This window comes from Agrococcus terreus (genome assembly GCF_014645235.1).
In the GTDB taxonomy this organism is placed as follows: Bacteria; Actinomycetota; Actinomycetes; order Actinomycetales; family Microbacteriaceae; genus Agrococcus; species Agrococcus terreus.
In genome coordinates this window covers 572,793-598,192 of sequence record NZ_BMLM01000002.1, presented here as the reverse complement: position 1 = coordinate 598,192, position 25,400 = coordinate 572,793, and the positions used below count along the sequence as shown (strand labels likewise).

Sequence of the window (25,400 nt, the reverse complement as noted above, 5' to 3'; positions counted from 1 at the left end):
CGCGGTGCAGCGCGACGCCGACAGGGGCGCCGACGGGCGCCCCGCCGGCTCGTCAGTACTTGATGTGCTGGCCGCCGTCGATCGGGATGACGGTGCCGTTGATGAAGCCCGCCTCGTTCGAGAGCAGGAAGGCGACGAGCGCACCGACCTCCTCCGGCTTCCCGAACCGCTGCATCGGGTTCGGCTCGACGAACTGCCGCCCGACCGCCTCCCAGTCGTCGCCGCCGATCTGCCGGAGCGAGCCCTCGACCATCGGCGTCATGATGGCGCCCGGCGCGATCGCGTTGATGACGACGCCCTTGGTGCCGTACTCGATCGCGGAGTTGCGGGTGAGACCCACGACGCCGTGCTTTGCGGCCGCGTAGCCCGACTGGTTGCCGACGCCGCGGATGCCGCCGACGGAGGCCGTGTTCACGACGCTCCCGCGGCCCTGCTCCGCCATGACCCTCAGCACCTTCTCCATGCCGAGGAAGACGCCCGTGAGGTTGACCGCGAGGACCTTCTGGAACTCCGCGTTCGTGAAGTCCTCGGTGAGGTTCTGCTTCCCCTCGATGCCGGCGTTGTTGAAGAAGCCGTCGATCGCGCCGTAGGCCGAGAGGTGCTCGGTGACGTAGCGCTCGACGTCGGCCTCCTGCGTGACGTCGGCGGTGACGAGCAGCACCTCCGCATCGGGGGCGGCCTCGTGCACCTGCTGCTCGACGGCGCGGAGGCCGTCCTCGCTCAGGTCGACGAGCGTGAGCCTCGCGCCCTGCTTCGCGACCGCGACCGCGGCCGCGGCGCCGAGGCCGGCGCCTCCGCCGGTGATGATGATGGATGCGCCCTGCAGTGCCATGGTTCCCCTCTCGTCGGTGATCCTGCCACCGTCGCACCCGGGCCTGTGCGCGCGAGGAGCGCCGCCTGGACGGGAGGTCAGCCGCCGACCCGCTCCGCGTGCGCGGCGATGTCGTCGAGGTCCTGCTGCATGGCCCTGCGGGTGGCGGCGAGGCCCATCCGCGAGGTCAGCCTCGCGGCCGCGCGCTGCAGCCACGACGGCGACTCGAGGGTGCCTGAGAACGACATCGAGAGCAGGCTGCCTGCGCCGCTCGGCTCGACGCGCAGCACCGAGCGGTAGACGACGCCGTGCGCCTCGGCCGCGAGCGTCGCGGAGCGGCCAGGCTCGAGCCCCACGACCTCCATCTCCTCGGTCGCCTCGCGGCCGAGCATGGTGCGGGTCTCGCGCCAGCGCGTGCCGACGTCGTACACGGGACCGGCGAGCCGCTCGACGCGCGCGATGCCCGAGCAGATCTCGGGCGCGCGGTCGAGGTCGGTCACGATCGCCCAGACGAGCTCGGGGGATGCGGCGACCTCGCGCGAGAGGGTCAGCTCCATGTCGCTCATGGGGCCATCCAACCGCACCGGGCCGGTGCCGGCACGAGGCTCGGGGCCTCGGCCGGGCACCGGCCCGGTCGGATGGGTGGCTGGCGTCAGGCGCCGAAGCGCTCGCGCAGGGGCGCTCGGTTCGCGGAGCGCACCTCGTCGAGCTGCAGCGTGGCGACGTCCTGGATCTCGACGGCGCCCGAGGTCGCGTCGGTGACGCCGATGCGCAGCACGGGCACGCCGCGCGCCTCGCACATGCCGGTGAACTTCACCTCGTCCTCGCGGGCGACCGCGACGAGCGCGCGGGCGCCGGACTCCGAGAAGAGCGCAGCGGTCGCGTCGATGCCGTCGCGCTCGGCGAGCGAGTCGATCCAGATGCGCGCGCCGATGCCGAAGCGCAGCGAGCCCTCGACGAGCGCCATGCCGAGGCCGCCCTCCGAGAGGTCGTGCGCGGCGGTGGCGAGGCCCTCGAGCGCGATGCCCTGCATGAGGCCGGCGAGCGCGGCCTCGGCCGCGAGGTCGGCCTTCGGCGGCAGGCCGCCCAGGTGGTCGTGGATCGTGCCGGCCCAGGCCGAGCCGCCGAGCTCGTCGCGCGTCGTGCCGAGCAGGAACAGCGCCTGGCCGTCGTCCTGCCAGCCCGAGGGGATGCGGCGGTCGACGTCGTCGATGATGCCGAGCACGCCGACGACGGGCGTCGGGTGGATCTGCGTCTCGCCCGTCTGGTTGTAGAACGACACGTTGCCGCCCGTGACCGGGATCGAGAGCTCGACGCACGCGTCGGCGAGGCCGTCGACGGCCTCCGCGAACTGCCACATGACGGCCGGGATCTCGGGGTTGCCGAAGTTGAGGCAGTCCGAGACGCCGACGGGCGTCGCGCCCGTGACGGCGACGTTGCGGTACGCCTCGGCGAGCGCGAGCTTCGCGCCCTCGCGCGGGTCGAGCTGGCAGTAGCGGCCGTTGGCGTCGATCGCGACCGAGAAGCCGAGCCCCGACTCCTCGTCGATGCGCACCATGCCGGCGTCGTCGGGGGTCGAGAGCGCCGTGTTGCCGAGCACGTAGTCGTCGTACTGTTCGGTGATCCACGAGGCGTCGGCGAGGTTGGCGGAGCCGGCGAGGCGCAGCAGCTGCGCGCCGAGCTCCGCGCCCTCGGCGCGGGGGAGGTCGGAGGCCGAGTCGGCCTGGAGCGCGTCGAGCCACTCGGGGCGCTCCATCGGGCGGTCGTACACGGGGGAGTCGACCGCGACGGTCTTGGGGTCGACGTCGACGATGACCTCGCCGGAGTGGGTGATGACGAGGCGGCCGTCGCCGGTGACCTCGCCGAGCACGCTCGTCTCGACGTCCCACTTGCCGGTGATCGCGAGGAAGGCGTCGAGCTGCTCGGGCGCGACGACGGCCATCATGCGCTCCTGCGACTCCGACATGAGGATCTCCTCGGCCGTGAGCGTAGGGTCGCGCAGCAGCACGTGGTCGAGCTCGACCCGCATGCCCGAGTCGCCGTTGGCGGCGAGCTCCGAGGTGGCGCACGAGATGCCGGCCGCGCCGAGGTCCTGGATGCCCTCGACGACGCCCGCCGCGTACAGCTCGAGGCAGCACTCGATGAGCACCTTCTCGGCGAAGGGGTCGCCGACCTGCACGGCCGGGCGCTTCGCGGGGCCCTCGTCGTCGAACGACTCGGAGGCGAGGATCGAGGCGCCGCCGATGCCGTCGCCGCCGGTGCGGGCGCCGAACAGCACCACCTTGTTGCCGACGCCCGTGGCGTTGGCGAGGTGGAGGTCCTCGTGGCGCAGCACGCCCACGGCGAGCGCGTTGACGAGCGGGTTGCCCTGGTAGACGGCGTCGAAGACCGTCTCGCCGCCGATGTTCGGCAGGCCGAGGCAGTTGCCGTAGAACGAGATGCCCGAGGTCACGCCGTGCACGACGCGCGCGGTGTCGGGGTGGTCGATGTCGCCGAAGCGCAGGGCGTCCATGACGGCCACGGGGCGCGCGCCCATCGAGATGATGTCGCGGACGATGCCGCCGACGCCGGTCGCGGCGCCCTGGAACGGCTCGACGAACGACGGGTGGTTGTGCGACTCCACCTTGAAGGTGACGGCCCAGCCCTCGCCCGCGTCGATGACGCCGGCGTTCTGGCCCATGCCGACCATGAGGCGCTCCTGCATCTCGGGCGTGACCTTCTGCCCGAACGTCCGCAGGTGCCGCTTCGACGACTTGTAGGAGCAGTGCTCGCTCCACATGACCGAGTACATGGCGAGCTCGGCGCTCGTGGGTCGGCGGCCGAGGATCTCGCGGATGCGGTCGTACTCGTCGGGCTTCAGCCCCAGTGCGGCGTACGGCTGCTCGCGCTCCGGCGTGGATGCGGCGACCTCGACGGTGTCACGGGGCGTGCGGGATGCGGTCACGGCTCTCCTCGAGCTTGCGGCGGCGGTGCCTCCAGCCTACCGCCGCGGCGCATCCCCCAGCGGCGTGCGCATCAGGCGAACCACTCGGTCGGCGGGCCGGCCTGCAGCAGCACCGCGAACACGATCGCGACGACCGCGAGCACGACGAGGGCGGTGAGGATCGGGTGGCGGATCGCCCAGCGGAAGAGGCGGTCGATCGCGCCCGCGTCGCGCGGGTCGTCGCCCGCCTCCGTGCGCCAGTCGCCGTCGAGCAGGCCGCGGCGCTCGATGCGGCGCTCCCACGGGATCGTCGCGTAGGGGATGACGGCGGTGACGATGCCGAGGAGCGTCGTGCCGGTGCGCCAGCGCTGGTTGCGGCCGACGACGAGCTGCATCGCGCCGTAGGCGAGGAACACGAAGCCGTGGATCGGCCCGGCGATCGGCACCGCCCAGTCCTGGCCGAACCCGTAGCGCAGCACCATCGCGACGATGAGGAGCGTCCAGGTGATCGCCTCGCCGATCGCGAGGATGCGGTAGAGCCGCTTCGGGGAGAGGCCGGTGGTCGTCGGGGTCGCCGCGCTCATGCAGACAGCCTACACAACGCCCCCGTCGGTCGAGGTGCGCGCGGCGAAGCCGCACGCGTCACGAGACCCGTGCAGCAGGGGGTCTCGAGACGGCAGCGCCTGCGGCGCGGCCTCCTCGACCAGCGGGGCTGGCGGTCTACGCCGCGACGCGCTCCAGGGCGCTCTTGAAGATCTCGAGGCCGTCGAGGCCCGCCTTCATGCGCGTCGTGGTCGGGCCGAAGCCGAGCTCGACCGCGTGCTCCGGGTGCGGCATGAGGCCCACGACGTTGCCCGCCTCGTTCGTGAGGCCGGCGATGTCGTCGAGCGAGCCGTTGGGGTTCTCGCCCACGTAGCGGAAGGCCACGAGGCCCTCGCCCTCGATGCGCGCGAGCTCCTCGGGGGTCGCGACGAAGCGGCCCTCGCCGTTCTTCATCGGGATGACGATCTCCTGGCCCGAGTCGAAGCGGTTCGTCCAGGCGGTGTCGGCGCGCTCGACCCGCAGCACCTGGTCCTTGCGCACGAACAGGCCGGATGCGTTGCGCACGAGGCCGCCGGGCAGCAGGCGCGCCTCGGCGAGCATCTGGAAGCCGTTGCAGATGCCGAGCACGGGCATGCCGCGGCGGGCGGCGTCGACGACCTCGGTCATGATCGGCGAGAGCGCCGCGATGGCGCCGCAGCGCAGGTAGTCGCCGTACGAGAAGCCGCCGGGCAGCACGATCGCCTCGACGCCCTGCAGGTCGTGCTCGCCGTGCCAGAGCGCGACGGCCTCGTGGCCCGCGAGGCGGACGGCGCGCTGCGCGTCGCGGTCGTCGAGCGTGCCGGGGAAGGTGACGACGCCGACCCTCATCGGGAGACCTGCTGCGGCGCGGCCGCGTCGTCGACGACGTGGACGCCCACGACGTCCTCGATCACCGTGTTCGCGAGCACCTCGCCGGCGACCTCGCGCACCTGGGCGAGCAGCGCCTCGGTGGCCTCGCCCTCGACGCGGAGCTCGAAGCGCTTGCCGACCCGCACCTCGCCGACGGCCTCGTGGCCGAGGCGCGCGAGCGCGCGGGTGACCGCCTTGCCCTGCGGATCGAGGATCTCCGCCTTCGGCATGACGTCGACGACGATGAGGGCCATGGGTCGCTCCCTGGGGTCGGTGGAGGGGATGCGTCCAGTCTACGTTCGCGCGCGGACCCGCGGGCGCGCGTGCTCGGCGGACTCCCGGCCGAGGCCCGGATCCGCAGGTCTACAGTGTGCCCATGACGTTCAGGGGCGACGCGGGGTTCGACACCTCGGCGGTGAGCACGGGCGGCGGCGGAGGCGGTCGCGGCGGCGCGATCGCGGTGGGCGGCGGCGGCATCGTCACCCTCCTGCTCGTGATCGCCTCGATGATCTTCGGCGTCGACCTCACGGGCCTGGCGCCCGGCGACCCCATCTCGCCGCAGTCGCAGCAGCAGCAGCAGGGCGAGGAGGTCACGGGCTGCACCGGCGAGCAGGCCAACGACCCCGCCAACGTGACCTGCCGCATGGAGGGCGGGGCCGACTCCATGTCGCGCTTCTGGACCGAGACGGCCTCCGCGGCCGGCGTCGAGTACCAGGACCCGACGGTGCAGCTGTTCGACCGCCAGGTGCAGACCGGATGCGGCGGCGCGACGAGCGCGGTCGGCCCGTTCTACTGCCCGCCCGACCAGCGCATCTACCTCGATGAGACCTTCTTCGCCGACATGCGCGACCGGTTCGGCGCCGAGGGCGGCAACCTCGCCGAGCTCTACGTGCTCGCGCACGAGTGGGGCCACCACGTGCAGAACCTCACGGGCCAGCTGCAGAACGTGCAGCAGGGCGACACCGGGCCGCAGTCGAGCGCGGTGCGCAGCGAGCTGCAGGCCGACTGCTACGCCGGCGCCTGGATCGCGGGCGCCTCGCAGGTGCGCGACGACGACGGCGGCGCGCCCGTGCTCATCGAGCCGACGCGCGAGGAGATCTCGCAGGCGATGGATGCGGCCCAGACGATCGGCGACGACCGGCTGCAGGAGATGAGCGGCGGCGGCTCGAACCCCGAGGGCTGGACGCACGGCTCGAGCGAGCAGCGGATGCGCTGGCTCGAGAACGGCATGGAGGGCGGCGTCGGCGCCTGCGACACCTGGAGCGCTCCGGAGGTCTGAGCCTCCCGGTTGGTCGAGGAGGCCGCGCCACCCGCTGGTCGAGGAGGCCGCGGCCGCAGGCCGCTGCCGTCTCGAGGCCCCACCGAGACTCTGTCGCGCATCGGTGGTCTTCAGACGCGTGCCGCCTCCGGCGGCGCGCTCCTCGACCAGCGGTGGGGGAGCGGCGGCGCGCTCCTCGACCGGAGGGGGTGGCGGCGGCGCGAGCGGGCCGCGCCGCTAGGCGGTGAGGCGCTCGATGAGCTCGCGGTAGCGGGCCGAGGTGCGCGCCACGACGTCGTCGGGGAGCACGGGCGGCTCGCCCTGCCCGTCCCAGTGGGCGGCGAGCCAGTCGCGCACGATCTGCTTGTCGAACGACTCGACGCGGCCCTCGGCGAGCGCCGCCGCATCCCAGTACCGCGAGGAGTCGGAGGTGAGCACCTCGTCGGCGAGCACGAGCTCGCCCGTCGCGCGATCCACGCCGAACTCGAACTTCGTGTCGGCCAGCACCAGGCCCGCCTCCGCGGCGATCGCGGCGGCCTGCGCGAACACCGACAGGCTCAGCGCGCGGATGCCCTCCGCATGCTCCGCGCCCACGAGGTCCACGGTGCGCTCGAACGACACGTTCTCGTCGTGCTGCCCCTGCGGCGCCTTCCAGGCGGGCGTGTAGATCGGCTCGGGCAGCGCGTCGCCGTCCTGCAGCCCCTCCGGCAGCACGACGCCCGAGATCGAGCCGACCTCGCGGTACTCCTTGAGGCCGGATCCGGTCACCCGGCCGCGCACGACGCACTCGACGGGGAGCATGTCGAGCGTGCGCACGAGCATCGCCCGGCCGCGCACGGCCTCGGGGGTGCGGGCGTCGGCGTCGGGCGCGAGCTGGTCGGGCAGGCCGAGGCGGCGGATCCACCAGCGGGTGAGCGTCGTGAGCAGCTCGCCCTTGCCGGGGATGGCGGGGTCGAGCACCTGGTCGAAGGCCGAGACGCGGTCGGAGGCGACCATGAGCATCTCGGGCGCGGTCCCGAGCGTCGTGCCCTCGGGCACGTGGAGGTCGCGGACCTTGCCGCTGTAGGCGAGGTCCCAGCCGGGCAGCGACGCGGCGCCGGCCGCGGTCATGCCTTGGCCGCGATGTCGGTGCGCGCCTGGCCGCCCTCGAGGCGGATGCGGCCGAGGCCCCGGTAGGCGCGCTCGCGCGCCTCGGCGAGCGTCGCGCCGGTGCCGACGACGTTGAGCACGCGGCCGCCCGTGGCGGTGAGGCCGTGCTCGCCCTCGCCGGTCGCGGCGTGCAGCACGCGCACGCCCTCGACCTGCTGCGCCTCGTCGACGCCCTCGATCACGCGGCCCGTGACGGGGTCGCCCGGGTAGCCCTCGCTCGCGAGCACGACCGTGACGGCGGCCGAGTCGTGCCACTCGAGCGGCGCGGCGTCGGCGAGCGTGCCGTCGGCGGCCGCGAGCAGCGCGGCGCCGAGGCCGGAGGCCACGCGCGGCAGCACGACCTGCGTCTCCGGGTCGCCGAAGCGCGCGTTGAACTCGATGACCTTCACGCCCTGGTCGGTGACGATGAGGCCGCAGTACAGGAGGCCCTGGAAGGGCGTGCCCGCCTCGGCCATCGCGCGGATGGTGGGCAGCGCGACGGTCTCGACGACCTCGTCGACGAACGCCTGCTCCGAGCCGAAGCGCTCGGCGAGCCAGGGGAGCGGCGAGTAGGCGCCCATGCCGCCGGTGTTGGGGCCGGCGTCGTCGTCGCCGAGCCGCTTGAAGTCCTGCGCAGGCGCGAGCGGCATCGCGTGCTCGCCGTCGGTGATGACGAACAGGCTCACCTCGGGGCCGGCGAGGAACTCCTCGACGAGGATCGGGCCGTCGGGCAGGAACGCCTCGGCGTGCGCCTCGGCGGCGGCGCGGTCGTCGGTGACGATGACGCCCTTGCCGGCGGCGAGGCCGTCGGCCTTGAGCACCCAGGGGGCGGGGGAGGCGTCGAGCGCCTCGCGCACGGCCTCGATCGACGTGACCGAGCGGTCGGATCCGGTGGGCACGCCCGCGCGGGCCATGACGTCCTTCGCGAACGACTTCGAGCCCTCGATGCGGGCCGCGGCCTTCGACGGGCCGAAGGCGGGCACGCCGGCCTTGCGGAGCGCATCGGCGACGCCGGCGACGAGCGGCGCCTCGGGGCCGATGACGACGAGGTCGAAGCCGCCGTCGACGGCGAGCTCGGTGACGAGCTGCGGGTCCTTGATGTCGATCCGCACCGTCTCGACGTCGCGGGCGATGCCCGCGTTGCCGGGCGCGGCCGTGATCTCGTGGCCGCCCTCCGTCAGGAGCGCCGCGATGATGGCGTGCTCGCGCGCGCCGCTGCCGAGTACCAGGATCCGCACCACGACATCCTACGGCGCGAGCGCATCCCGCCGACCGGCGCGATCCATGCATCCTCTGCGACGACGCCGGACGCCGGGGTGGGCGGCGCGGCCTAGCCTGGTCGGGTGGCGAAGCGCATCCCCGACCTCGACGGCACCGACGCGGTGCGCGCGGCGGTCGGGCCCGGCGCCGACCGGCCGACGACGGCGCTCGCGGTGCGGTACGCGCTGCAGTGCCTCGCGGATCGCGCGCCCGGCAAGAGCGTCGAGGTGCGCGTGCCGCCGTTCGGCGCCGTGCAGGCGGTCGAGGGGCCCGGCCACACCCGCGGCACCCCGCCGAACGTGATCGAGACGGATGCGGCCACCTGGCTCGCGCTCGCGACCGGCCGCGAGACGTGGTCGGAGGCGGTGGGGCGCGGCGCCGTGCGCGCGTCGGGCGTGCGCGCCGACGTCTCCGCCTGGCTGCCGCTGGTCAGGGCGGCGGAGCGCTGAGGCCCGCCGACGCATGCTCGGCGGCCCCATAGCCGCGCCATGGCGCGCCCGATATCCTGGAGCCTCCGCGTTCCCTGACCCACGAGAGAGACCCGTGAGCCATCGAAGCCCTGCCCCCGACTCGGAGGGCAGAAGTCCCTCCCCCGACTCGGAGGGACGAAGTCCCGATTCGGAGGGACGAAGTCCCGATTCGGAGGGACGAAGTCTCGATCCGGAGGGCCGAGAACCCGGCCTGACGCCCACCCCCCGAGGGGGTGACCGCTGATGCTCGAGGCCACGCTCACGCTGCTCCTCGGCGTCCTGCTCACCCTGGCGATCATCGCCGCCTGCGGCTTCTTCGTCGCGCAGGAGTTCGCCTACATGTCGGTCGACCGCTCGCGGATCGCGGCGCGCGCCGCCGCGGGCGACCTGCCGTCGAAGCGCGTGCAGGCAATCACGAAGCGCACCTCCTTCATGCTGTCGGGCGCCCAGCTCGGCATCACCGTCACCGGCCTCCTCATCGGCTACGTCGCCGAGCCGCTGATCGGCGAGTCGCTCGGCACGCTGCTGGGCGGCGTCGGCATCGACCCGGCCGTGAGCGTGCTCATCGGCACGACCGGCGCGCTCGTGCTCGCCACCGTCGTGACGATGATCTTCGGCGAGCTGTACCCGAAGAACCTCGCGATCGCGAGCCCCGAGCCGCTGGCCCGCGCGCTCGCGATCCCGACGCGCATCTACCTGCTCGCCTTCGGCTGGCTCATCGCGGTGTTCGACATCGCGGCGAACGCGCTGCTGCGCCTGCTGCGCATCGAGCCGCTCGAGGACGTCGACGCGAGCGCCACGGCGCGCGACCTCGAGGCGATCGTCGAGGAGTCGAGGCTGAGCGGCCACCTGCCGGCCGACCTGTCGATGATGATCGACCGCATCCTCGACTTCCCGCAGCGGGACGTCGAGCACGCCATGGTGCCGCGCTCGCGCGTCGGCTCGGTGCAGCCGACCACGACGATCGGCGAGGTGCGGGCGCTCATGGCGACCGCGCACACCCGCTACCCGGTGGTCGACGAGCACGACTCGCCCGTCGGCGTCGTCGAGCTCGTCGACGTGCTGCGCAGCGGCGCGCCGGACGACGCGCCCGTCACCGCGGTGATGCGCGACGCGGTGGTGCTGCCGACGACGATGCTGCTGCCGGCCGCGCTCGAGCGCATGCAGCGCAGCCGCAACGAGCTCGTGTGCGTCGTCGACGAGCACGGCTCGTTCGACGGCATCCTCACGATCGAGGACCTCACGGAGGAGGTCGTGGGCGAGCTGGAGGACGAGCACGACGAGGTCGAGCCGGCCGTGCACGCGGCGGGCGACCACGCGTGGACGCTGCCCGGCGACGTGCACCTCGACGAGGTCGAGCGCCTCATCGGCCACGACCTGCCCGAGAGCGACCACGAGACCATCGCGGGCCTCGCGATCGCCCACCACGGCGACCTGCCCCCGGAGGGCGCGGTCGTGCGCGTCGACCTGCCCGAGCGGGCCGGCGAGGCGGTGGAGGGCATCGAGATCGACCGCTGGATCGAGATCGGCATCGCGGAGGTGGAGCGCCACGTGCCGTCGCAGGTGACCCTGCGGCTGCTGGAGCTCGACCGCGCGGAGGCGGAGGCAGAGGCGGACGCCGAGGGCGACGATGCGGCGCGCGCGGAGGCCGATGCGGTCCCCGCGGCGGCCGCGGACGAGGAGGTCGGACGATGAGCCCCTGGATGGTCGCCCTCGTGACGACGCTCCTCATCGTCGCGAGCGCCTTCTTCGTCATCGTGGAGTTCGCGCTGCTCGCCGCGCGCCGGCACCGGCTGGAGGAGGAGGCGCCTCGCAGCGCCTCCGCGCGCGCCGCGCTCCGCGGCGTCAACGAGCTGACGGTCATGCTGGCCTTCGCACAGCTCGGCATCACGGTCTGCACGTTCCTGCTCGGCGCGATCACGAAGCCGGCGATCGACTACGCGCTGTCGCCGATCTTCGAGTCGTGGGGCCTGCCCTACGTGCTCGCGGACATCATCGCCTTCGTGCTCGCGCTCATCGTGGTGACGTTCCTGCACCTCGTCATCGGCGAGATGGCGCCCAAGTCGTGGGCGATCGCGCACCCCGAGACCGCCGCGAAGGCGACGGGCATCGCGGCGCGCGCCATGACGTGGCCGCTGCGGCCGTTCCTCCTCTGGATCAACCGGATCGCCAACCGCCTCGTGCAGGCCTCGGGCGTCGAGCCGGTCGAGAAGGCGGCGGCCGGTGGCCAGGACGTCGACACGATCCGCGAGCTCGTCGCGCACTCGCGCGCGGCCGGCGTGCTCGAGACGCAGTACTCGGAGCCGATCGCGAAGGCGATCGACCTCGTGTCGCTCACGATCGCCGACGTCGTGCAGACGGGCGCCGCCCCGACCGCGGTGGCGGAGGATGCGACCGCCGCCGACGTGCAGGCCGCCTCCGGCGCCACGGGGCACCTCCGGGTGCTCGTCGGCACCGGCGCGGACGCGCGCGTCGTGCACGTGCGCGACACGCTCGCGGTGCCCGCGGCGACCCCGGTGGCCGAGCTGGCGCGCGACGCCTTCTCGGTGGACGCGGCCGCCTCGGTGCACGACACGCTCACCCGCATGCGCCGCGAGCGCGTGCAGCTCGCGACGGTCGTCGCCGACGGCGCCCTGGTGGGTGTCGTCACGCTCGACGACCTCCTCCGCGAGGTGCTGCCGGCGGCGACGCCAGCCGCGGCAGGCTGATCCGGGCCGCCGTCCGCCGGGCCCGGCTCGGCGGATGGCGGCTCCCAGCGCGGCCTGCGATGCTGGGGGCATGGCCCAGGTCGTGCGCCCGCAGGGCATCATCGGTCCGATCGTGCTGCTCGTGATCGGCGTCATCCTGCTGCTCAACGGCGTGCCCAACCTCTTCCAGTGGCTCGGCTGGACGGCGCAGACCGCGGTGGTGTGGGGCGTCGACACGGCGCTCGAGACCGCGCTCGTGCCGCTCCTGTTCGCGGGCGGCGCCTCGTTCATCGGCCTGCTCATGGTGCGCGGCGGCTGGGGCGCGCTGCGGCGCGCGCTGCGCGGCACCGGCCAGCGCGCGGGCGACCGCCTGCGCGGCAGCCTGGGCCAGGCGCGCAACGAGGCCGAGGAGCGCTACGCCGCCACGCAGGAGCAGCTGCGCCAGGCCACGCAGCGCGCGCAGGACGCGCGCACCTCCGGCCAGTCGGCCGTGCAGTCGGCAGCAGCCGCGGCGCCGCAGTCGTGGCGCGAGCGGATCGAGGCGGTCGCGCGCGAGACGGAGGCGGCCCGGCGGCAGGAGTGGGCGCCGCAGCAGCCGCAGCAGCGTGCGCAGCAGGGCTACGGCCAGCAGGGCTACGGCCAGCAGGCGCCCGCCCAGCAGGTCGCGAACCCGGCGCCCCAGCAGTGGCGGCCGCCGGCCCAGCAGCAGCTGCAGAACCCCGCGCAGCCCGGCGCCGACCGGCTCGCCCGCATCGAGCAGCTGCGCGGCCAGGTCGAGGAGCGCGCCCGCCGCGCCGCCGACGACCCGCGCCGCGCCGCCGCCCAGGCCGCCGCGCAGGCGCAGCGCGCCGCGCGCGACGCCGCCCGCGCGATGCCGCAGCCGCGCCTCGACGCCGAGGTCGAGGCGCTCGTCGGCCGGCTCGACCTCGCCGACTCGGAGCGCATCCGACGCCGCGGCTCCGCGCTCTCGTCGTCGTCGCTCACCACCGGCTCGCTCTCGCGCACCTCGCTGAGCCTGAACTCGCTCCTGCAGCGCCGCCGCTGAGCTGCGCCCCTGGGCGACTCCGGGCGCACGACGGCCCCGCGGCGCGCTGCCGCGGGGCCGTCGCCGGCTCAGAGCGAGACGAGCAGCATCGTCGCCGCGAACACGAGGCCGGACGCGAGCAGCGTCACGGTCGTGTAGCCGAGGATGTCGCGCATCTTGAGGCCCGCGATGGCCAGCAGGGGCAGCGCCCAGAACGGCTGGATCATGTTGGTCCACTGGTCGCCGTAGGCCACCGCCATGATCGGGATCGCGGGGTCGACGCCGAGCCGCTCGGCCGCGTCGAGCATGATCGGAGCCTGCACCGCGAACTGCCCGCCGCCGGAGGGCACGAAGAAGTTCACGAGCCCCGCCGAGAGCAGCGCGAGCACGCCGAACGTCTGCGGCGTCGCGATGGCGACGAACGCATCCGAGAAGACCTGGATGAGGCCGGAGGCGGTCATCATGCCGAGGATGCCGGCGTAGAGCGGGAACTGCAGCAGGATCTCGCCCACGTTCGAGGCCGCCTCCTTCGTGAGGCGGATGATCTCGAAGGGGCTGCGCACGAGCAGCAGGATGAGCGCGAGGAACGTCCAGTTGACGATGTCGAGCGTGATCGTGCCGCCGCGGGCGAAGTGGATCACGAGGTACGCGACGAGCGCGACGCCCGTGAGCAGGGTGGGGATGCGGCTCGCGTCGATGCGGTCGGCGGGCGTCACGACCTCCTCCTCGGCCGTCTCGCCGTCGCGCGCGTCGATCTCGAGCTCCACGACGCGGTCGGCGCCGCGGGGCGCGACGAGCGCGAGCGCGCCGGCGACCACGACGACGGTCGCGACCGCCGCGATCATGTTCCAGCTCGAGAACGTCGTCTCGGTCACGGGCAGGGTGCCGCCGAGCTGCTCGGCGATGAAGGAGTCGGGCGTCGCTGCCGTGAGCGGGCCGGACCCCGAGTAGCCCATGTGCCAGACGACGAAGCCCGAGAAGCCGGCGGCGACGAGCATCGGGAAGTGCAGGCGCACGCCGCGCTCGCGGCCCGAGGCGGCGACCTCCTTGGCGAGCAGTCCGCCGACGACGAGGCCGAGGCCCCAGGTGATGAGCGACGCGACCGCGGCGATGACGAAGACGAAGAGGTAGGCCTGCAGCGGCGTCTGCGGCAGCGCCGAGAGCCGGCGGAGGAGCCGCCGCACCGGCCGCGTGTTCGCGAGCATGTGCCCGAGCAGCAGGATGAGCGCCATCTGCGTCATGAAGGCCAGGAGGCCCGACAGGCCGTCGCCCCAGCCCTGGACGAGGTCGACGGGGTTCGTCGGGGTGATGACGAGCGCGAGCACGGCGATGACGGCGGTGAGCGCGAGGCCGAACACGAGCGCGGAGGGGATCCAGCGCTCGACGACCGAGTTGACGGGCCGCATCGCGCGTGCGAGCGGGGCTCCTGAGGGCTTCGTGGGGGCAGGGGTTCTCGACATGCGTCACTCCATCGTGCGTGGCATCGTGCGTTCGGTGAGGCGGGCTCAGGGCCTGCTCACAGCCTAGCCAGGCGCTCCCGGGCCTCGGCCCGGCGCCGGGTCTGGGATCATGGGGGCATGGACGCGCCGCACGACCCCGCCCCCCACGACGACGCCCGCAACGTCGAGGTGCAGGTGCGCCGCAGCCCGAAGTACGGCATCTTCATGGCGATCGGCGCGCTCGTCGGCATCCTCGTCGCGTGGGCGATCTCCTCCGCGATGGGCCCCGGCGTGAACGCCGAGGGCGCGCGCGTCGACACGAGCCCCGTCGTCGGGCTCTCGCTCGTCGTCGGCTTCGTCGTGGGCGGCGGCCTCGGCGGCCTCGTCGCCATCCTCATCGATCGCAGGCTCTCGCGCCGCGCCCGCACGCTCGTCGCCGAGCACGTCGTCGTCGACGAGGTGGTCGAGGCCGAGCCGGTCGAGCCGGAGCGGACGGATGCGGTGGAGGGCTCGTTCGAGCCGGTGCAGCGCCGCGACGCCGATCGCGACGCCGACGGGCCGGGCGCCGAGCCCGGCGACGCCGGCACCGACCGCACCCGCGAAAGCTGACCGGTGGCGGGCATGCGCGCACGGCCGTCCGTCGCGCACGCGCTCGCCTGGACCGGCTTCGGCACCGCGCTCGCGCTCGCCGCGCAGTCGCCCGTGCCCGCATCCTCCCTCGCGCTCGGCGCCGCGATCGTGGTCGCCGTCGGCGCGCTCGCGCTCGTCGTGCCGGTGCGCGCCGCCCCCGCGCGGCAGGCCGCCGTCGCGGTGCTGCTCGCGCTCGGCTGGGCGGTGTCGCTCGCCGTCTCGGCGCTCGTGTCGGTCGAGCCGGAGCGGCTCGCGCTCCTGAGCATCGTCGTCGCGCCGATGGCGATGCACGTCCGCGCCACGCTCGCGGCGGTCGACGAGGCGCCGGCGCTGGCGCCCGCGGTGCGGATCGCCCCCACGCTCCTCGCGCTCGCCGCGGGCGCGGCGCTCGTCGCCGCGTCCGGCGCGCTCGGCCTGCCGCTGCTCGTGCCGCTCGCGCTGCTCGCGGCGCTGCTCGCCGCCGCCGCGGCGCTGCTGCTCACGACGCCGGTCGACGCGCACCGCGCCGAGCCCCCGCGGCCCGCGCCGCTCGGCCGCACCTGGGCGCTGCTCGCGATCGGCGCCGCCGGGGCCGTCGCCGTGGTGGCGCTCCGGCCCGCGCTCTCAGCGCTCGGCGGGGTCGAGCCGCAGCCCGCGGGACCGACGGCGCTCGCGCTCGCGCTCGGCGCGCTGCTCGGTCCGCCGCTCGCGCGCCTCGCCGAGCGGCTCCCCGCCTCCGTCGCCGTGCCGACGCTCGCGACCGTGGCGGGCGCCGCGGCCCTCGCGGCGCCCGTCGCGCGCCCGGGCCTCGCCGACCTCCTCGCCGCCGTCGTCCTCGGCATCGGCGCGGCGGCGCTCGTCGCCCTCGCCGAGCTCGCGCGCCGCGCGGGCCTGCGGCTCTCGCCCGGGCAGCTCGCGCTGCTGGCGCTCGCGGGCGCCGCGGGCGCGGGCGTCGCAGCCCTGCTGCTCACCGCGGTGCCGCTCACCGACGTCGTGCTCGGCGCGGCGATCGCCTGCCTCGTCGCGGGGCTCGGCGCGTGGGCTCCCGGCTCGCGGGAGCGCGTCGCCGCCTAGGCCGAGCGCACGCGGTCGGGCGAAACGACGCTCAGGAGAGCTGGGTCCGCTCGACCCACTCGAGGTACTCGTCGGTGACCGATCCGGTCACGTACTCGCCCGTGAAGCACGACAGGTCGAGGCCCTCGATGTCGGTGCCGTCGAGGATCGCCCGCTGCAGGTCGGGCACCTCCTGGTAGACGAGGAAGTCGCTGCCCAGCGCGTCGTTCACCTGCGGGATCGTGCGCCCCGAGGCGATGAGCTCGGCGCGCGAGGGCATGTTGATGCCGTAGACGTGCGGGTAGCGCACGGGCGGCGCCGCCGAGGTGAAGGTGACGCTGTTCGTGCCGACGGAGCGCATCATGTCGACGATCTCGCGGCTCGTCGTGCCGCGCACGATCGAGTCGTCGACGACGAGCACGTTCTTGCCGCGGAACTCGCTCTCGAGCGCGTTGAGCTTCTGCCGCACCGAGCGCTTGCGCTGCTGCTGGCCGGGCATGATGAACGTGCGGCCGACGTAGCGGTTCTTGTAGAAGCCCTCGCGGTACTCGATGCCGAGCCGGCGGGCGACCTCCATCGCGGCGGGGCGCGAGGAGTCGGGGATCGGCATGACCACGTCGATCGCGCCGGAGGGCGTGTACTGCGCGATCGTGTCGGCGAGCCGCTCGCCCATGCGCAGGCGCGACTCGTAGACGTTGATGCCGTTCATCACCGAGTCGGGGCGGGCGAGGTAGACGTACTCGAACGCGCAGGGCAGCAGCACCGGGCTGTCGTGCGTCTGCGCCGAGGCGAGCTCGCCGTCGGGGGTGATGAAGATCGCCTCGCCGGGGCGCACGTCGCGCTCGATCGAGAAGCCGGATCCGGTGAGGGCGACCGACTCGGAGGCGACCATCCACTCGGTGCGGCCGGACTCCGACAGGCGCGAGCCGAGCACGAGCGGGCGGATGCCGAAGGGGTCGCGGAAGGCGAGCAGGCCGTGGCCGGCGATGAGCGCGATGACGCCGTAGGAGCCCTCGACGCGCTCGTGCACGCGGCGGACCGCCCGGAAGAGGTGGTCGGCGTCGAGGCCCGAGCCGTTCACGAGCGACTGCAGCTCGGAGCCGAGCACGTTGACGAGCATCTCGGTGTCGGAGCCGGTGTTCACGTGCCGGTGGTCGACCGTCGCGAGCTCGACCTCGAGCTCGCGCGTGTTCGTGAGGTTGCCGTTGTGGACGAGGACGATGCCGTAGGGCGCGTTCACGTAGAACGGCTGCGCCTCGAGCTCGTTCTCGGCCTCGCCGCGGGTGGCGTAGCGCACGTGGCCGAGGCCGATGTCGCCCAGCAGCGCGCGCATGTCGCGGGTGCGGAACGCCTCGCGCACCTGGCCCTTGGCCTTGCGCATGTGGATCGAGCGGCCCTGGGCCGTCGCGATGCCGGTGGAGTCCTGCCCGCGGTGCTGGAGGAGGGCCAGGGCGTCGTAGACCTGCTGGTTGACGCCCGAGTCGGAGACGATGCCGACGATGCCGCACACAGGCGAGCTCCTTCTGCCGAGGGGGGAGGAGTCCAGCGTACCGCCGGGGGCGTGCCGCGGGCGTCGGGTGTGCGCCCGTCCGCAGCCGCTCCACCGCTGGTCGACGAGGCCGCGGCGCAGCCGCTGCCGTCACGAGACCCCGTCGGCGACAGGTCTCGTGACGCGTGCGGCTGCGCCGCTCGGTCCTCGACCAGCGGTGGGAGGGTCAGCCCGAGACGCGCTCCCGCGACGCTGCGAACGCGGCGACCGCTCGGTCGACGTCCTCGTCGGAGTGCGCGGCCGACAGCTGCACGCGGATGCGCGCCTCGCCCCGCGGCACGACCGGGAACGAGAAGGCCGTCACGTAGACGCCCTCCTGCAGCATCGCATCCGCCATGTCGGCGGCGAGCCGCGCGTCGTGGAACATGACGGCGGTGATCGGGTGCTCGCCCGGCAGCAGCTCGAAGCCGGCCTCCTCCATGCCCGCGCGGAAGCGGCGCGTGTTGCGCTGCAGCCGCTCGCGCAGCTCGCCCGCACCCTCGACGAGGTCGAGCGCCGCGAGCGAGCCCGCGACGACCGACGGCGCGAGCGCGTTCGAGAAGAGGTACGGGCGCGAGCGCTGGCGCAGCAGGTCGACGATCTCGGCGCGCGCGGCGATGTAGCCGCCCGACGCGCCACCGAGCGCCTTGCCGAGCGTGCCCGAGATGATGTCGACGCGGTCCTGCACGCGCGCGAGCTCGGGCGTGCCGGCGCCCGTCGCGCCGGTGAAGCCGACCGCGTGCGAGTCGTCGACCATCACCATGGCGTCGTAGCGCTCGGCGAGGTCGCAGATGGCCTCGAGCGGCGCGAGGTAGCCGTCCATCGAGAAGACGCCGTCGGTCACGATGAGCCGGCGGCGCGCGCCCTGCGCGTCCTGCAGGTGCGCCTCGAGCTCGGCCATGTCGCGGTTCGCGTAGCGGTAGCGCTTCGCCTTCGACAGCCGGATGCCGTCGATGATCGACGCGTGGTTGAGGGCATCCGAGATCACCGCGTCGTCGGCGCTCAGCAGCGTCTCGAACAGGCCCCCGTTCGCGTCGAAGCACGACGAGTAGAGGATCGACGCCTCCTGGCCGAGGAAGCGCGCGAGGCGCTCCTCGAGCTCGAGGTGCTGCGTCTGCGTGCCGCAGATGAAGCGCACCGAGGCCATCCCGAAGCCCCACTCGTCGAGCGCGGCCTTCGCCGCCTCCACGACCCGCTCGTCGTCGGCGAGGCCGAGGTAGTTGTTGGCGCAGAAGTTGAGCACCTCGGCACCGTTCGCGACCACGGTCGCGGCCTGCGGCGAGTCGATGGCGCGCTCGCGCTTCGTGAGGCCCGCGGCCTCGATCTCGGCGAGCTCGTCGGCGATGGATGCGCGTGCGGAGAACATCAGGAACCTTCCGTGAAGTCGAGGACGACCTTGCCTGCGGCGCCCGAGCGGGCGCGCTCGAACGCGGCCTCCCACTCGGAGAACGCGAAGCGGTCGGTGATGACGGGGGAGACGTCGAGGCCCGTCTGGGCCATCGCCGCCATGGCGTACCAGGTCTCGAACATCTCGCGGCCGTAGATGCCCTGGATGGTGAGCATGTGCGAGACGACCTTGGCGAAGTCGATCTCGATCGGCCGCGACGGCAGGCCCAGCATGGCGATGCGGCCGCCGAAGTTGAGGTTCTCGATGATGCCGACGAGCGCGCTCGGGGCGCCCGAGAGCTCGAGCGCCACGTCGAACCCCTCGGTCATGCCGAGCTCGCGCTGCACGTCACGCAGGTCGGTGGCGCTCGTGTCGACGGCGCGGAAGCCGAGCGACTCGGCGAGCTGCAGGCGGGCGGGCGCGATGTCGGTGACGACGATGTGGCGGGCGCCCGCGTGCCGGGCGACCATCGCAGCCATGAGGCCGATGGGGCCGGCGCCCGTGACGAGCACGTCCTCGCCGATCACCGGGAACTTCAGCGCCGTGTGCACGGCGTTGCCGAACGGGTCGTAGATGCCGAACACGTCGAGCTGCTCGGGGGTGGCGCTCGCGGCGGTGACGCCCGGGTGCATCCACACGTTCGCGGCGGGGAGCACCACGAACTCGGCGAAGGCGCCGTCGCGCTGCACGCCGAGGTTGGAGGTGCGGATGCACAGGTGGCGGCGCCCGGCGCGGCAGTTGCGGCAGTGGCCGCACACCACGTGTCCCTCGCCGCTCATGAGCTGGCCCACCTCGTAGTCGGTCACCCCCTCGCCGACCTCGACGATCTCGCCGCAGAACTCGTGCCCCGCCGTCAGGCCGGGCGTGACCGCCGACTGCGCCCACGCATCCCACGCGTCGATGTGGAGGTCGGTGCCGCAGATGCCGGCGCGCAGCACCCGCACCTTCACGTGCCCGGGCGGGGTGGTGGGCTCCGGGATGTCGACGAGCCGGAGTCCCGGCTCGCCTCGGGTCACGAGTGCTCGCATGGTGGCGTGTCTCCGTCGACGAGGTGGGGTGGTGGGTGTGCCGCGACCATCCTGGCATCCCGACACGGATCTCAACCGGGCCTGTGGTCGGCGGAGGCGATCATGCCCTCGGCTGACCACTGAACCGGTTGAGATCCGTGGGCCGGGGCGCGGCAGGGCGCGCGCGGCTCGGTAGATTGGAGGCCATGACCGATCCGTACGCGTCCGCCGGCGTCGACACCGAGGCGGGCGACCGCGCGGTCGAGCTCATGAAGGCGGCCGTCTCGCGCACCCACGGCCCCGGCGTCCTCGGCGGCGTCGGCGGCTTCGCCGGCCTCTTCGACCTCTCGGCCGTGGGCAGCTACCGCAAGCCGCTGCTCGCCACGAGCACCGACGGCGTCGGCACGAAGATCGCGCTCGCGCAGGCGATCGACAAGCACGACACCATCGGCCAGGACCTCGTCGGCATGGTCGTCGACGACATCGTCGTCGTGGGCGCGAAGCCGCTGTTCATGACCGACTACATCGCCGTCGGCCGGGTCGTGCCCGAGCGCATCGCCGACATCGTGCGCGGCGTCGCCGAGGCCTGCGAGGCCACCGGCACCGCCCTCGTCGGCGGCGAGACCGCCGAGCACCCGGGCGTCATGGAGCCCGACGACTACGACATCGCGGGCGCCGCGGTGGGCGTCGTCGAGGCGGATGCGGTGCTGGGCGCCGAGCGCGTCGCCGACGGCGACGTCGTGGTCGCCATGGCCTCCTCGGGCCTCCACTCCAACGGCTTCTCGCTCGTGCGGCACGTGCTCGCCGAGCGCGGCATCGGCCTCACCGACCGCGTCGACGAGCTCGGCGGCGTCGCCGCCGAGGTGCTCCTCGAGCCCACGCGCCTCTACACGCTGCCGCTCCTGGGCATGCTCGAGCGCGGGCTCGGCATCCGCTCCATCTCGCACGTGACGGGCGGCGGCATCGCCGCCAACCTCGCCCGCGTGCTGCCGCAGCACCTCGCGGTCGAGGTCGACCGCACGGCCTGGGCCGTGCCCGAGGTGTTCCGCGCCCTCGCCGGCCTCGGCGGCTTCGGCGTCGAGCAGGCGGAAGGCACCTGGAACCTCGGCCTCGGCATGCTCGTCGTCGTCGACGCGGCCGATGCGGATGCGGTGGTCGCCGCGAGCGAGCGGGCCGGCATCCCCGCGTTCCCCGTCGGCCGCGTGCAGGCGGCGCCCGCCGAGGCCGTGCTGGTCGAGGGCGGCTGGATCCGCGGCGCCAAGGGCGTCGACGGCGGCGCCGTGCGCCTCGTCGGCGCGTTCCGGTGACCCGCTCGGGCTGAGCCGCAGGGCCGGAGGCGCGCACAGGTGCGTCAGCGGCCGCGTCCAGGCCGCTCGCAAGCGACAGGCGTAGCCTGCGGAGCGGCTCGAGTCCACCAGGATCCGTTCACGGGCGAGGAGGTGCCCACAGCGATGCTCCACGACGCCGAGCGACCCTCTCAGCAGGAGGCGGCCGCCGATCACCGGGATGACCCCCCGAAGGACGACGTCCGCAGCCGCGATGCGCGGTACGCGCCGCCCCGCTATGCGCCGCCGCAGGCGCAGCCCTACGCGCCGCTTGCCGCGGGGCCGCGACAGCCGCAGCCCTTCGCGCCGCTCGACCGCCCGTACGCCGAGCGACCGTACGCGCCGCAGCCGCAGCCCCTCCCGCCGACCTCGGTGCCGTTCGTCTCGGCGCCGGCGTGGCCGGGCGCCGACGACGGCTCCGGCGCGCAGCTCATCCACCCGGGCGTCGCGCAGGCGTCGAGCACGACCGGGTACGGCGTGCCGGTGTACCGCAGCCCGGGCGTCGAGCTGCCGCCCGCCCCGCATCGCACGCTCTCGATGACCGCGATGGTGCTGGGCCTCAGCTCGCTCGTGCTGGCGTGGATGCTCGTCGTCGTGCCGATCATCGGCCTCGTCTTCGGGTTCCTCGGGCTCCGCCGCGAGCCGGCTGGCCGCACCCTCGCGATCATCGGCCTCGTGTCCTCGGCGCTGGGCCTGCTGTGGGTGCTGCTCTTCTACGTGCTGCCGCTCGTCGGCTTCCTGGGCGCCATGCTCATGACCGTGGGCCGCTGAGCGCCCTCCTGCGACCCTCCGCGCGCTGTCGGCGGATGCTCATGCGCGGCGCATAGCCTGGCTGCAGCGGCGCACGCCGTCCGTACCGACGCCATCGCGAGGAACCCATGACCTACACGCCTCCCGAGCAGCCCTCCCAGGGCGGCTACCAGCCCGCCGGCCAGCAGCCGGCCCCGTCCGCGCCCGGGTATCAGCCGGCCCCGGGCTACCAGCCCGCCGGCGGCTACCAGCCCGCCGACGCCTACCAGGGCGGCTACGGCGCGCCCGCCTCGACGTCGAAGAAGCTCTCGCTGTGGGGACTCATCCTCGGCATCTCGAGCATCGTCGTCCCCATCTTCCTCAACGCCATCGCGGGCGCGGTCCTCTCGGGCATCGGCATCGCGAAGGAGCCGCAGGGCAAGACGATGGCGATCTGGGGCCTCGTGCTCTCGATCCTCGGCCTCATCTGGGCCTTCATCTTCTGGCCCATCGTCTTCGTCGGCATCATCTTCGCCGCTGTCGCCCCGTACGCCACGACCGGCTACTGAGCCGGACCGACGAGCGCCCGCCCCTCGACGGGGGGCGGGCGCTCGCTCGTGCGGGGGAGGCTCGCTCAGCACTCCACGTACGTGACGGCGAGGCCGCCGAGCGCGGTCTCCTTGTACTTGTCGCTCATGTCGGCGCCCGTGCGGCGCATCGTCTCGACGGCGGTGTCGAGCGACACGTAGTGCGTGCCGTCGCCCTGCTGCGCCATGCGCGCCGCGTTGATCGCCTTGACGCTCGCCATCGCGTTGCGCTCGATGCAGGGGATCTGCACGAGGCCCTTGATGGGGTCGCAGGTGAGGCCGAGGTTGTGCTCGATGCCGATCTCGGCGGCGTTCTCGAGCTGCTCGGGCGTCGCACCGAGCACGGCGGCGAAGCCCGCGGCGGCCATCGCGCACGCGGAGCCGACCTCGCCCTGGCAGCCGACCTCGGCGCCCGAGATCGACGCGTTCGACTTGATGATGATGCCGATCGCGCCGGCCGCGAGCAGGAACCGGACCGGCCACGAGACCTCGTCGTCGACGCAGTCCGCGAAGTTGTCGGCGTAGTGCATGACGGCGGGGATGATGCCGGCCGCGCCGTTCGTGGGAGCCGTGACGACGCGCGCGCCGGCGGCGTTCTCCTCGTTGACGGCGAGCGCGTAGAGGTTGACCCACTCCATGCCCTCGAGGAGGTCGGGCCGGCCCGACTTCGGGGCGGCGTCGCGGGCGAGCAGCTTGTCGTGCCACGGCTTGGCGCGCCGCTGCACGTCGAGCCCGCCGGGCAGCACGCCCTCGGTCGCGATGCCGTGGGCCACGCACTCCTGCATGACGGCCCAGATGCGCTCGAGCTGCGCGATGGTCTCCTCGCGGGAGCGCCACGCACCCTCGTTCTCGAGCATGAGCTCCGGCACCGAGAGCCCCGTCTCGCGACAGAGTGCGACGAGCTCGTCGCCGTGCGTGAAGGGGTGCGGCACCTCGTGGAGCATCGGCGCGGGCGCCGGCACGGGCGAGAGCACGTCGCCCTCGTCGTGCCGCATGACGAAGCCGCCGCCGATCGAGTAGTAGCCGGCGGTGACGAGCGTCTCGTCGTCGGCGTCGTACGCGGTGAGGCGCAGGGCGTTCGGGTGCTCGGCGCGCACGGTGAGCGGCCGGAAGACGAACGCCTTCGCCTCGTCGAACGGCACGTCGCGGACGCCGCCGAACGAGAGGATGCCGCGATCGCGGATCTCGGCGAGCGTCGCGGCGATCTGCGGGGTCTCGACGGTGTCGGGCGCGAGCCCCGAGAGCCCCAGCATCACGGCGGTGTCGGTGCCGTGGCCGGAGCCGGTGGCACCGAGCGAGCCGAGCAGGTCGATGCGCAGGCGCGCGATGCGTTCGACGACGCCCGCGGCGGCTGCCTGCTCGACGAAGTCGAGGGCGGCGCGCATCGGGCCGACGGTGTGCGACGACGAGGGACCGACGCCGATCTTGAAGAGGTCGAGCACCGACAGCGACTCGAAGACCGGTGCGGTCGCGGTGGCGTGGCTGCCGACGACGGTCGGCTCCTGCAGCTTCGCGTTGGTGATGGCGTGCGTCATCTCGGCTCCTTCGCCTCGTGCGGCGGAGCCTGGGTCCGGCTCAGCGCTGCTCGGGCGGCGGCGCGATCAGGCGCTGCGCCCTTCCTGACGGTCGTCAGCGTAGTCGTCGTCCTGCTCGGGCGCGTAGTCGGCGTAGTCGGCCCACTTGTCGACGAGCTCGTCGTCCTCGGGAGTCGACCCGCCGAGCTCCTGCTGGAGCACCGAGTAGTTGACGTTCGGGCTGAACGACTTCAGCTCCCGCGCGAGCTTCGTGTGCTTGGCCTTCTGGCGACCACGACCCATGCTGGACCCCCCTCGCGAACGGATCGGACTTCCCGCCTGTCTGCGGCGGAGGACTCCCGTAGCAAGTCCAACCTGCATCCTAGCATCGCGGCGGCCGGGCGGCTGTGCCGCGGCGATGCGGTCGCGCAGGATCGCGCGGGCATCCGCGCAGGATCAGGCGGCCATCGCGGGGGACAGGAGCGCGCCGACGAGCAGGCCCAGACCGGCGGCGAGGGCGCCGCCGACGACCGTGATCGCGACCGTCGCCGCGGCGTGCCCCGCGCGGCGCCGCTCCACCTGCTCCATGGCCTGCACCGCGAAGGCGGAGTACGTGGACATCCCGCCGCAGAAGCCGGTGACGAGGATGGCGCGCCACGCCTCGTCGACGAGCGCGCCCGCGAACAGGCCGACGAGCAGGCTGGCCGCGAGGTTCACGGCGATCGTGGCGCGCACCGGCCGGCCCTGCGAGGCGGCGCCCGCCAGGAAGCGCACGACCGCGCCGAGGCCGCCGGCGCCGGCGATCGCGAGCAGCTCGAGCGGGCTCATCCCGCGCCGCCTGCCGCCCGGCCGCGCGCGATGCGGCGGCCGAGCCCGAGCCCCGCCCCGGCGGCAGCGAGGCACGCGACGAGCATGCCGACAGCGATCGCGATGCCCGGCAGCGCGGGCACGATCCCCGCCCATCCGGCGCTCGAGGCCGTCGCGCTCACGCTCGCGAGCGCGACGGCACTGAAGGTCGTGAAGCCGCCCAGCACGCCGGCGCCGAGCCCGTGCCGGAGCCACGCGGGCGCGCCGGCGAGCGCGGTGGTCGAGATGCCGAGCAGGAGCGACCCGGCCGCGTTGATCGCGAGCAGCGCCCACCAGTCGGCGATCGCCGCGTCGAGCAGCGCCCGGGCGGCGGTGCCGAGCGCGCCGCCGACGAGCACGGCGAGCACCGAGCGCAGCATGCCC

The 25,400-nt window shown here is 73.9% G+C and carries 26 protein-coding genes; 10 read left to right on the top strand and 16 right to left on the bottom strand.

The window, feature by feature from the left end; genetic code table 11:
• Positions 1 to 52: 52 nt before the first annotated feature.
• From IEW90_RS12695 to purS, 6 genes are all read right to left on the bottom strand, one after another.
• The gene (locus IEW90_RS12695; RefSeq protein WP_188718637.1) at positions 53 to 832 is read right to left on the bottom strand and encodes an SDR family oxidoreductase; all 780 of its coding nucleotides are present in this window, start codon (positions 830 to 832) and stop codon (positions 53 to 55) included.
• Between the two features lie 77 nt (positions 833 to 909).
• A complete protein-coding gene (locus IEW90_RS12690; protein WP_229679667.1) occupies positions 910 to 1,377 on the bottom strand; it encodes an SRPBCC family protein in 468 nt (155 codons plus the stop codon).
• A gap of 86 nt (positions 1,378 to 1,463) precedes the next feature.
• Positions 1,464 to 3,755 carry a phosphoribosylformylglycinamidine synthase subunit PurL gene (gene purL / locus IEW90_RS12685; protein ID WP_188718636.1) on the bottom strand — a complete coding sequence of 764 codons (2,292 nt, stop codon included), beginning with the start codon at positions 3,753 to 3,755 and terminating at the stop codon, positions 1,464 to 1,466.
• A gap of 71 nt (positions 3,756 to 3,826) precedes the next feature.
• The gene (locus IEW90_RS12680) at positions 3,827 to 4,318 is read right to left on the bottom strand and encodes a DUF3817 domain-containing protein (RefSeq protein WP_188718635.1); all 492 of its coding nucleotides are present in this window, start codon (positions 4,316 to 4,318) and stop codon (positions 3,827 to 3,829) included.
• A 136-nt stretch (positions 4,319 to 4,454) separates the two neighbouring features.
• Positions 4,455 to 5,144, bottom strand: coding sequence for a phosphoribosylformylglycinamidine synthase subunit PurQ (gene purQ, locus IEW90_RS12675; RefSeq protein WP_188718634.1), 690 nt, complete (start codon positions 5,142 to 5,144; stop codon positions 4,455 to 4,457).
• Positions 5,141 to 5,419 (bottom strand): phosphoribosylformylglycinamidine synthase subunit PurS, encoded by a 279-nt coding sequence (purS, locus tag IEW90_RS12670; protein WP_188718633.1) that lies wholly within the window; start codon positions 5,417 to 5,419, stop codon positions 5,141 to 5,143. The genes purQ and purS overlap by 4 nt, the downstream gene beginning before the upstream one ends.
• A gap of 122 nt (positions 5,420 to 5,541) precedes the next feature.
• Here purS and ypfJ point away from each other — a divergent pair, with 122 nt between their 5' ends.
• A complete protein-coding gene (ypfJ, locus tag IEW90_RS12665) occupies positions 5,542 to 6,444 on the top strand; it encodes a KPN_02809 family neutral zinc metallopeptidase (RefSeq protein WP_188718632.1) in 903 nt (300 codons plus the stop codon).
• A gap of 216 nt (positions 6,445 to 6,660) precedes the next feature.
• Here ypfJ and IEW90_RS12660 read toward each other — a convergent pair whose 3' ends face one another.
• The gene (locus IEW90_RS12660; RefSeq protein ID WP_188718631.1) at positions 6,661 to 7,533 is read right to left on the bottom strand and encodes a phosphoribosylaminoimidazolesuccinocarboxamide synthase; all 873 of its coding nucleotides are present in this window, start codon (positions 7,531 to 7,533) and stop codon (positions 6,661 to 6,663) included.
• Positions 7,530 to 8,789, bottom strand: coding sequence for a phosphoribosylamine--glycine ligase (purD, locus tag IEW90_RS12655; protein WP_188718630.1), 1,260 nt, complete (start codon positions 8,787 to 8,789; stop codon positions 7,530 to 7,532). The genes IEW90_RS12660 and purD overlap by 4 nt, the downstream gene beginning before the upstream one ends.
• Before the next feature lie 105 nt (positions 8,790 to 8,894).
• Here purD and IEW90_RS12650 point away from each other — a divergent pair, with 105 nt between their 5' ends.
• The 4 genes from IEW90_RS12650 (at position 8,895) to IEW90_RS12635 (ending at position 13,013) form a co-directional block, all read left to right on the top strand.
• Positions 8,895 to 9,260: a sterol carrier family protein gene (locus IEW90_RS12650; protein ID WP_188718629.1), complete on the top strand. Its 366-nt coding sequence runs from the start codon at positions 8,895 to 8,897 to the stop codon at positions 9,258 to 9,260.
• A 264-nt stretch (positions 9,261 to 9,524) separates the two neighbouring features.
• Entirely contained in the window at positions 9,525 to 10,976 is a 1,452-nt protein-coding gene (locus IEW90_RS12645) for a hemolysin family protein (RefSeq protein WP_188718628.1), read from the top strand.
• On the top strand, positions 10,973 to 11,989 hold the full coding sequence (locus IEW90_RS12640; protein WP_188718627.1) for a CNNM domain-containing protein: 1,017 nt from the start codon (positions 10,973 to 10,975) through the stop codon (positions 11,987 to 11,989). Before IEW90_RS12645 ends, IEW90_RS12640 begins: the two co-directional genes overlap by 4 nt.
• Positions 11,990 to 12,059: 70 nt before the next feature.
• Positions 12,060 to 13,013 (top strand): hypothetical protein, encoded by a 954-nt coding sequence (locus tag IEW90_RS12635; RefSeq protein WP_188718626.1) that lies wholly within the window; start codon positions 12,060 to 12,062, stop codon positions 13,011 to 13,013.
• A gap of 68 nt (positions 13,014 to 13,081) precedes the next feature.
• Here the strand turns inward: IEW90_RS12635 and IEW90_RS12630 are convergent, their stop codons facing one another.
• Positions 13,082 to 14,452: a short-chain fatty acid transporter gene (locus IEW90_RS12630; RefSeq protein WP_229679666.1), complete on the bottom strand. Its 1,371-nt coding sequence runs from the start codon at positions 14,450 to 14,452 to the stop codon at positions 13,082 to 13,084.
• Between the two features lie 117 nt (positions 14,453 to 14,569).
• Here IEW90_RS12630 and IEW90_RS12625 point away from each other — a divergent pair, with 117 nt between their 5' ends.
• Both IEW90_RS12625 and IEW90_RS12620 read left to right on the top strand, forming a co-directional pair.
• The gene (locus tag IEW90_RS12625; RefSeq protein ID WP_188718625.1) at positions 14,570 to 15,040 is read left to right on the top strand and encodes a hypothetical protein; all 471 of its coding nucleotides are present in this window, start codon (positions 14,570 to 14,572) and stop codon (positions 15,038 to 15,040) included.
• Positions 15,041 to 15,052: 12 nt separating this feature from the next.
• On the top strand, positions 15,053 to 16,114 hold the full coding sequence (locus IEW90_RS12620) for a hypothetical protein (RefSeq protein WP_188718624.1): 1,062 nt from the start codon (positions 15,053 to 15,055) through the stop codon (positions 16,112 to 16,114).
• Positions 16,115 to 16,145: 31 nt separating this feature from the next.
• On the opposite strand, the gene purF is transcribed toward IEW90_RS12620, so the two are convergent.
• The 3 genes from purF to tdh all read right to left on the bottom strand — a co-directional run bounded on the left by purF (position 16,146) and on the right by tdh (position 20,036).
• Positions 16,146 to 17,603 carry an amidophosphoribosyltransferase gene (purF, locus tag IEW90_RS12615; protein WP_188718623.1) on the bottom strand — a complete coding sequence of 486 codons (1,458 nt, stop codon included), beginning with the start codon at positions 17,601 to 17,603 and terminating at the stop codon, positions 16,146 to 16,148.
• A gap of 205 nt (positions 17,604 to 17,808) precedes the next feature.
• A complete protein-coding gene (locus tag IEW90_RS12610; protein ID WP_188718622.1) occupies positions 17,809 to 18,987 on the bottom strand; it encodes a glycine C-acetyltransferase in 1,179 nt (392 codons plus the stop codon).
• The gene (gene tdh, locus IEW90_RS12605) at positions 18,987 to 20,036 is read right to left on the bottom strand and encodes an L-threonine 3-dehydrogenase (RefSeq protein WP_188718621.1); all 1,050 of its coding nucleotides are present in this window, start codon (positions 20,034 to 20,036) and stop codon (positions 18,987 to 18,989) included. The genes IEW90_RS12610 and tdh overlap by 1 nt, the downstream gene beginning before the upstream one ends.
• Positions 20,037 to 20,221: 185 nt before the next feature.
• Here tdh and purM point away from each other — a divergent pair, with 185 nt between their 5' ends.
• From purM to IEW90_RS12590, 3 genes are all read left to right on the top strand, one after another.
• Positions 20,222 to 21,322 (top strand): phosphoribosylformylglycinamidine cyclo-ligase, encoded by a 1,101-nt coding sequence (purM, locus tag IEW90_RS12600; RefSeq protein WP_188718620.1) that lies wholly within the window; start codon positions 20,222 to 20,224, stop codon positions 21,320 to 21,322.
• A 144-nt stretch (positions 21,323 to 21,466) separates the two neighbouring features.
• Complete coding sequence (locus tag IEW90_RS12595; protein WP_188718619.1) at positions 21,467 to 22,111, top strand: DUF4190 domain-containing protein; 645 nt, start codon at positions 21,467 to 21,469, stop codon at positions 22,109 to 22,111.
• Between the two features lie 107 nt (positions 22,112 to 22,218).
• Positions 22,219 to 22,638 (top strand): hypothetical protein, encoded by a 420-nt coding sequence (locus tag IEW90_RS12590; protein WP_188718618.1) that lies wholly within the window; start codon positions 22,219 to 22,221, stop codon positions 22,636 to 22,638.
• A 65-nt stretch (positions 22,639 to 22,703) separates the two neighbouring features.
• Here IEW90_RS12590 and IEW90_RS12585 read toward each other — a convergent pair whose 3' ends face one another.
• The 4 genes from IEW90_RS12585 to IEW90_RS12570 form a co-directional block, all read right to left on the bottom strand.
• Positions 22,704 to 24,191: an L-serine ammonia-lyase gene (locus IEW90_RS12585; protein WP_188718617.1), complete on the bottom strand. Its 1,488-nt coding sequence runs from the start codon at positions 24,189 to 24,191 to the stop codon at positions 22,704 to 22,706.
• A gap of 66 nt (positions 24,192 to 24,257) precedes the next feature.
• On the bottom strand, positions 24,258 to 24,473 hold the full coding sequence (locus tag IEW90_RS12580) for a DUF3073 domain-containing protein (protein ID WP_188718616.1): 216 nt from the start codon (positions 24,471 to 24,473) through the stop codon (positions 24,258 to 24,260).
• Between the two features lie 153 nt (positions 24,474 to 24,626).
• Positions 24,627 to 24,998: a fluoride efflux transporter FluC gene (locus IEW90_RS12575; protein ID WP_188718615.1), complete on the bottom strand. Its 372-nt coding sequence runs from the start codon at positions 24,996 to 24,998 to the stop codon at positions 24,627 to 24,629.
• On the bottom strand, positions 24,995 to 25,396 hold the full coding sequence (locus IEW90_RS12570) for a CrcB family protein (protein ID WP_188718614.1): 402 nt from the start codon (positions 25,394 to 25,396) through the stop codon (positions 24,995 to 24,997). Before IEW90_RS12570 ends, IEW90_RS12575 begins: the two co-directional genes overlap by 4 nt.
• Positions 25,397 to 25,400 lie beyond the last annotated feature (4 nt).

Excerpts from the sequence above, each read along its gene's own strand:
- tdh (WP_188718621.1), bottom strand. The coding sequence starts at position 20,036 with ATGCGAGCACTCGTGACCCGAGGCGAGCCGGGACTCCGGCTCGTCGAC.
- IEW90_RS12695 (WP_188718637.1), bottom strand. The coding sequence starts at position 832 with ATGGCACTGCAGGGCGCATCCATCATCATCACCGGCGGAGGCGCCGGC.
- IEW90_RS12610 (WP_188718622.1), bottom strand. The coding sequence starts at position 18,987 with ATGTTCTCCGCACGCGCATCCATCGCCGACGAGCTCGCCGAGATCGAG.
- IEW90_RS12680 (WP_188718635.1), bottom strand. The coding sequence starts at position 4,318 with ATGAGCGCGGCGACCCCGACGACCACCGGCCTCTCCCCGAAGCGGCTC.
- IEW90_RS12690 (WP_229679667.1), bottom strand. The coding sequence starts at position 1,377 with ATGAGCGACATGGAGCTGACCCTCTCGCGCGAGGTCGCCGCATCCCCC.
- purM (WP_188718620.1), top strand. The coding sequence starts at position 20,222 with ATGACCGATCCGTACGCGTCCGCCGGCGTCGACACCGAGGCGGGCGAC.
- IEW90_RS12595 (WP_188718619.1), top strand. The coding sequence starts at position 21,467 with ATGCTCCACGACGCCGAGCGACCCTCTCAGCAGGAGGCGGCCGCCGAT.
- IEW90_RS12630 (WP_229679666.1), bottom strand. The coding sequence starts at position 14,452 with ATGTCGAGAACCCCTGCCCCCACGAAGCCCTCAGGAGCCCCGCTCGCA.
- IEW90_RS12635 (WP_188718626.1), top strand. The coding sequence starts at position 12,060 with ATGGCCCAGGTCGTGCGCCCGCAGGGCATCATCGGTCCGATCGTGCTG.
- IEW90_RS12645 (WP_188718628.1), top strand. The coding sequence starts at position 9,525 with ATGCTCGAGGCCACGCTCACGCTGCTCCTCGGCGTCCTGCTCACCCTG.
- purQ (WP_188718634.1), bottom strand. The coding sequence starts at position 5,144 with ATGAGGGTCGGCGTCGTCACCTTCCCCGGCACGCTCGACGACCGCGAC.
- IEW90_RS12640 (WP_188718627.1), top strand. The coding sequence starts at position 10,973 with ATGAGCCCCTGGATGGTCGCCCTCGTGACGACGCTCCTCATCGTCGCG.
- IEW90_RS12625 (WP_188718625.1), top strand. The coding sequence starts at position 14,570 with ATGGACGCGCCGCACGACCCCGCCCCCCACGACGACGCCCGCAACGTC.
- IEW90_RS12590 (WP_188718618.1), top strand. The coding sequence starts at position 22,219 with ATGACCTACACGCCTCCCGAGCAGCCCTCCCAGGGCGGCTACCAGCCC.
- IEW90_RS12580 (WP_188718616.1), bottom strand. The coding sequence starts at position 24,473 with ATGGGTCGTGGTCGCCAGAAGGCCAAGCACACGAAGCTCGCGCGGGAG.
- IEW90_RS12585 (WP_188718617.1), bottom strand. The coding sequence starts at position 24,191 with ATGACGCACGCCATCACCAACGCGAAGCTGCAGGAGCCGACCGTCGTC.
- IEW90_RS12575 (WP_188718615.1), bottom strand. The coding sequence starts at position 24,998 with ATGAGCCCGCTCGAGCTGCTCGCGATCGCCGGCGCCGGCGGCCTCGGC.
- ypfJ (WP_188718632.1), top strand. The coding sequence starts at position 5,542 with ATGACGTTCAGGGGCGACGCGGGGTTCGACACCTCGGCGGTGAGCACG.
- IEW90_RS12570 (WP_188718614.1), bottom strand. The coding sequence starts at position 25,396 with ATGCTGCGCTCGGTGCTCGCCGTGCTCGTCGGCGGCGCGCTCGGCACC.
- IEW90_RS12620 (WP_188718624.1), top strand. The coding sequence starts at position 15,053 with ATGCGCGCACGGCCGTCCGTCGCGCACGCGCTCGCCTGGACCGGCTTC.
- purS (WP_188718633.1), bottom strand. The coding sequence starts at position 5,419 with ATGGCCCTCATCGTCGTCGACGTCATGCCGAAGGCGGAGATCCTCGAT.
- IEW90_RS12660 (WP_188718631.1), bottom strand. The coding sequence starts at position 7,533 with ATGACCGCGGCCGGCGCCGCGTCGCTGCCCGGCTGGGACCTCGCCTAC.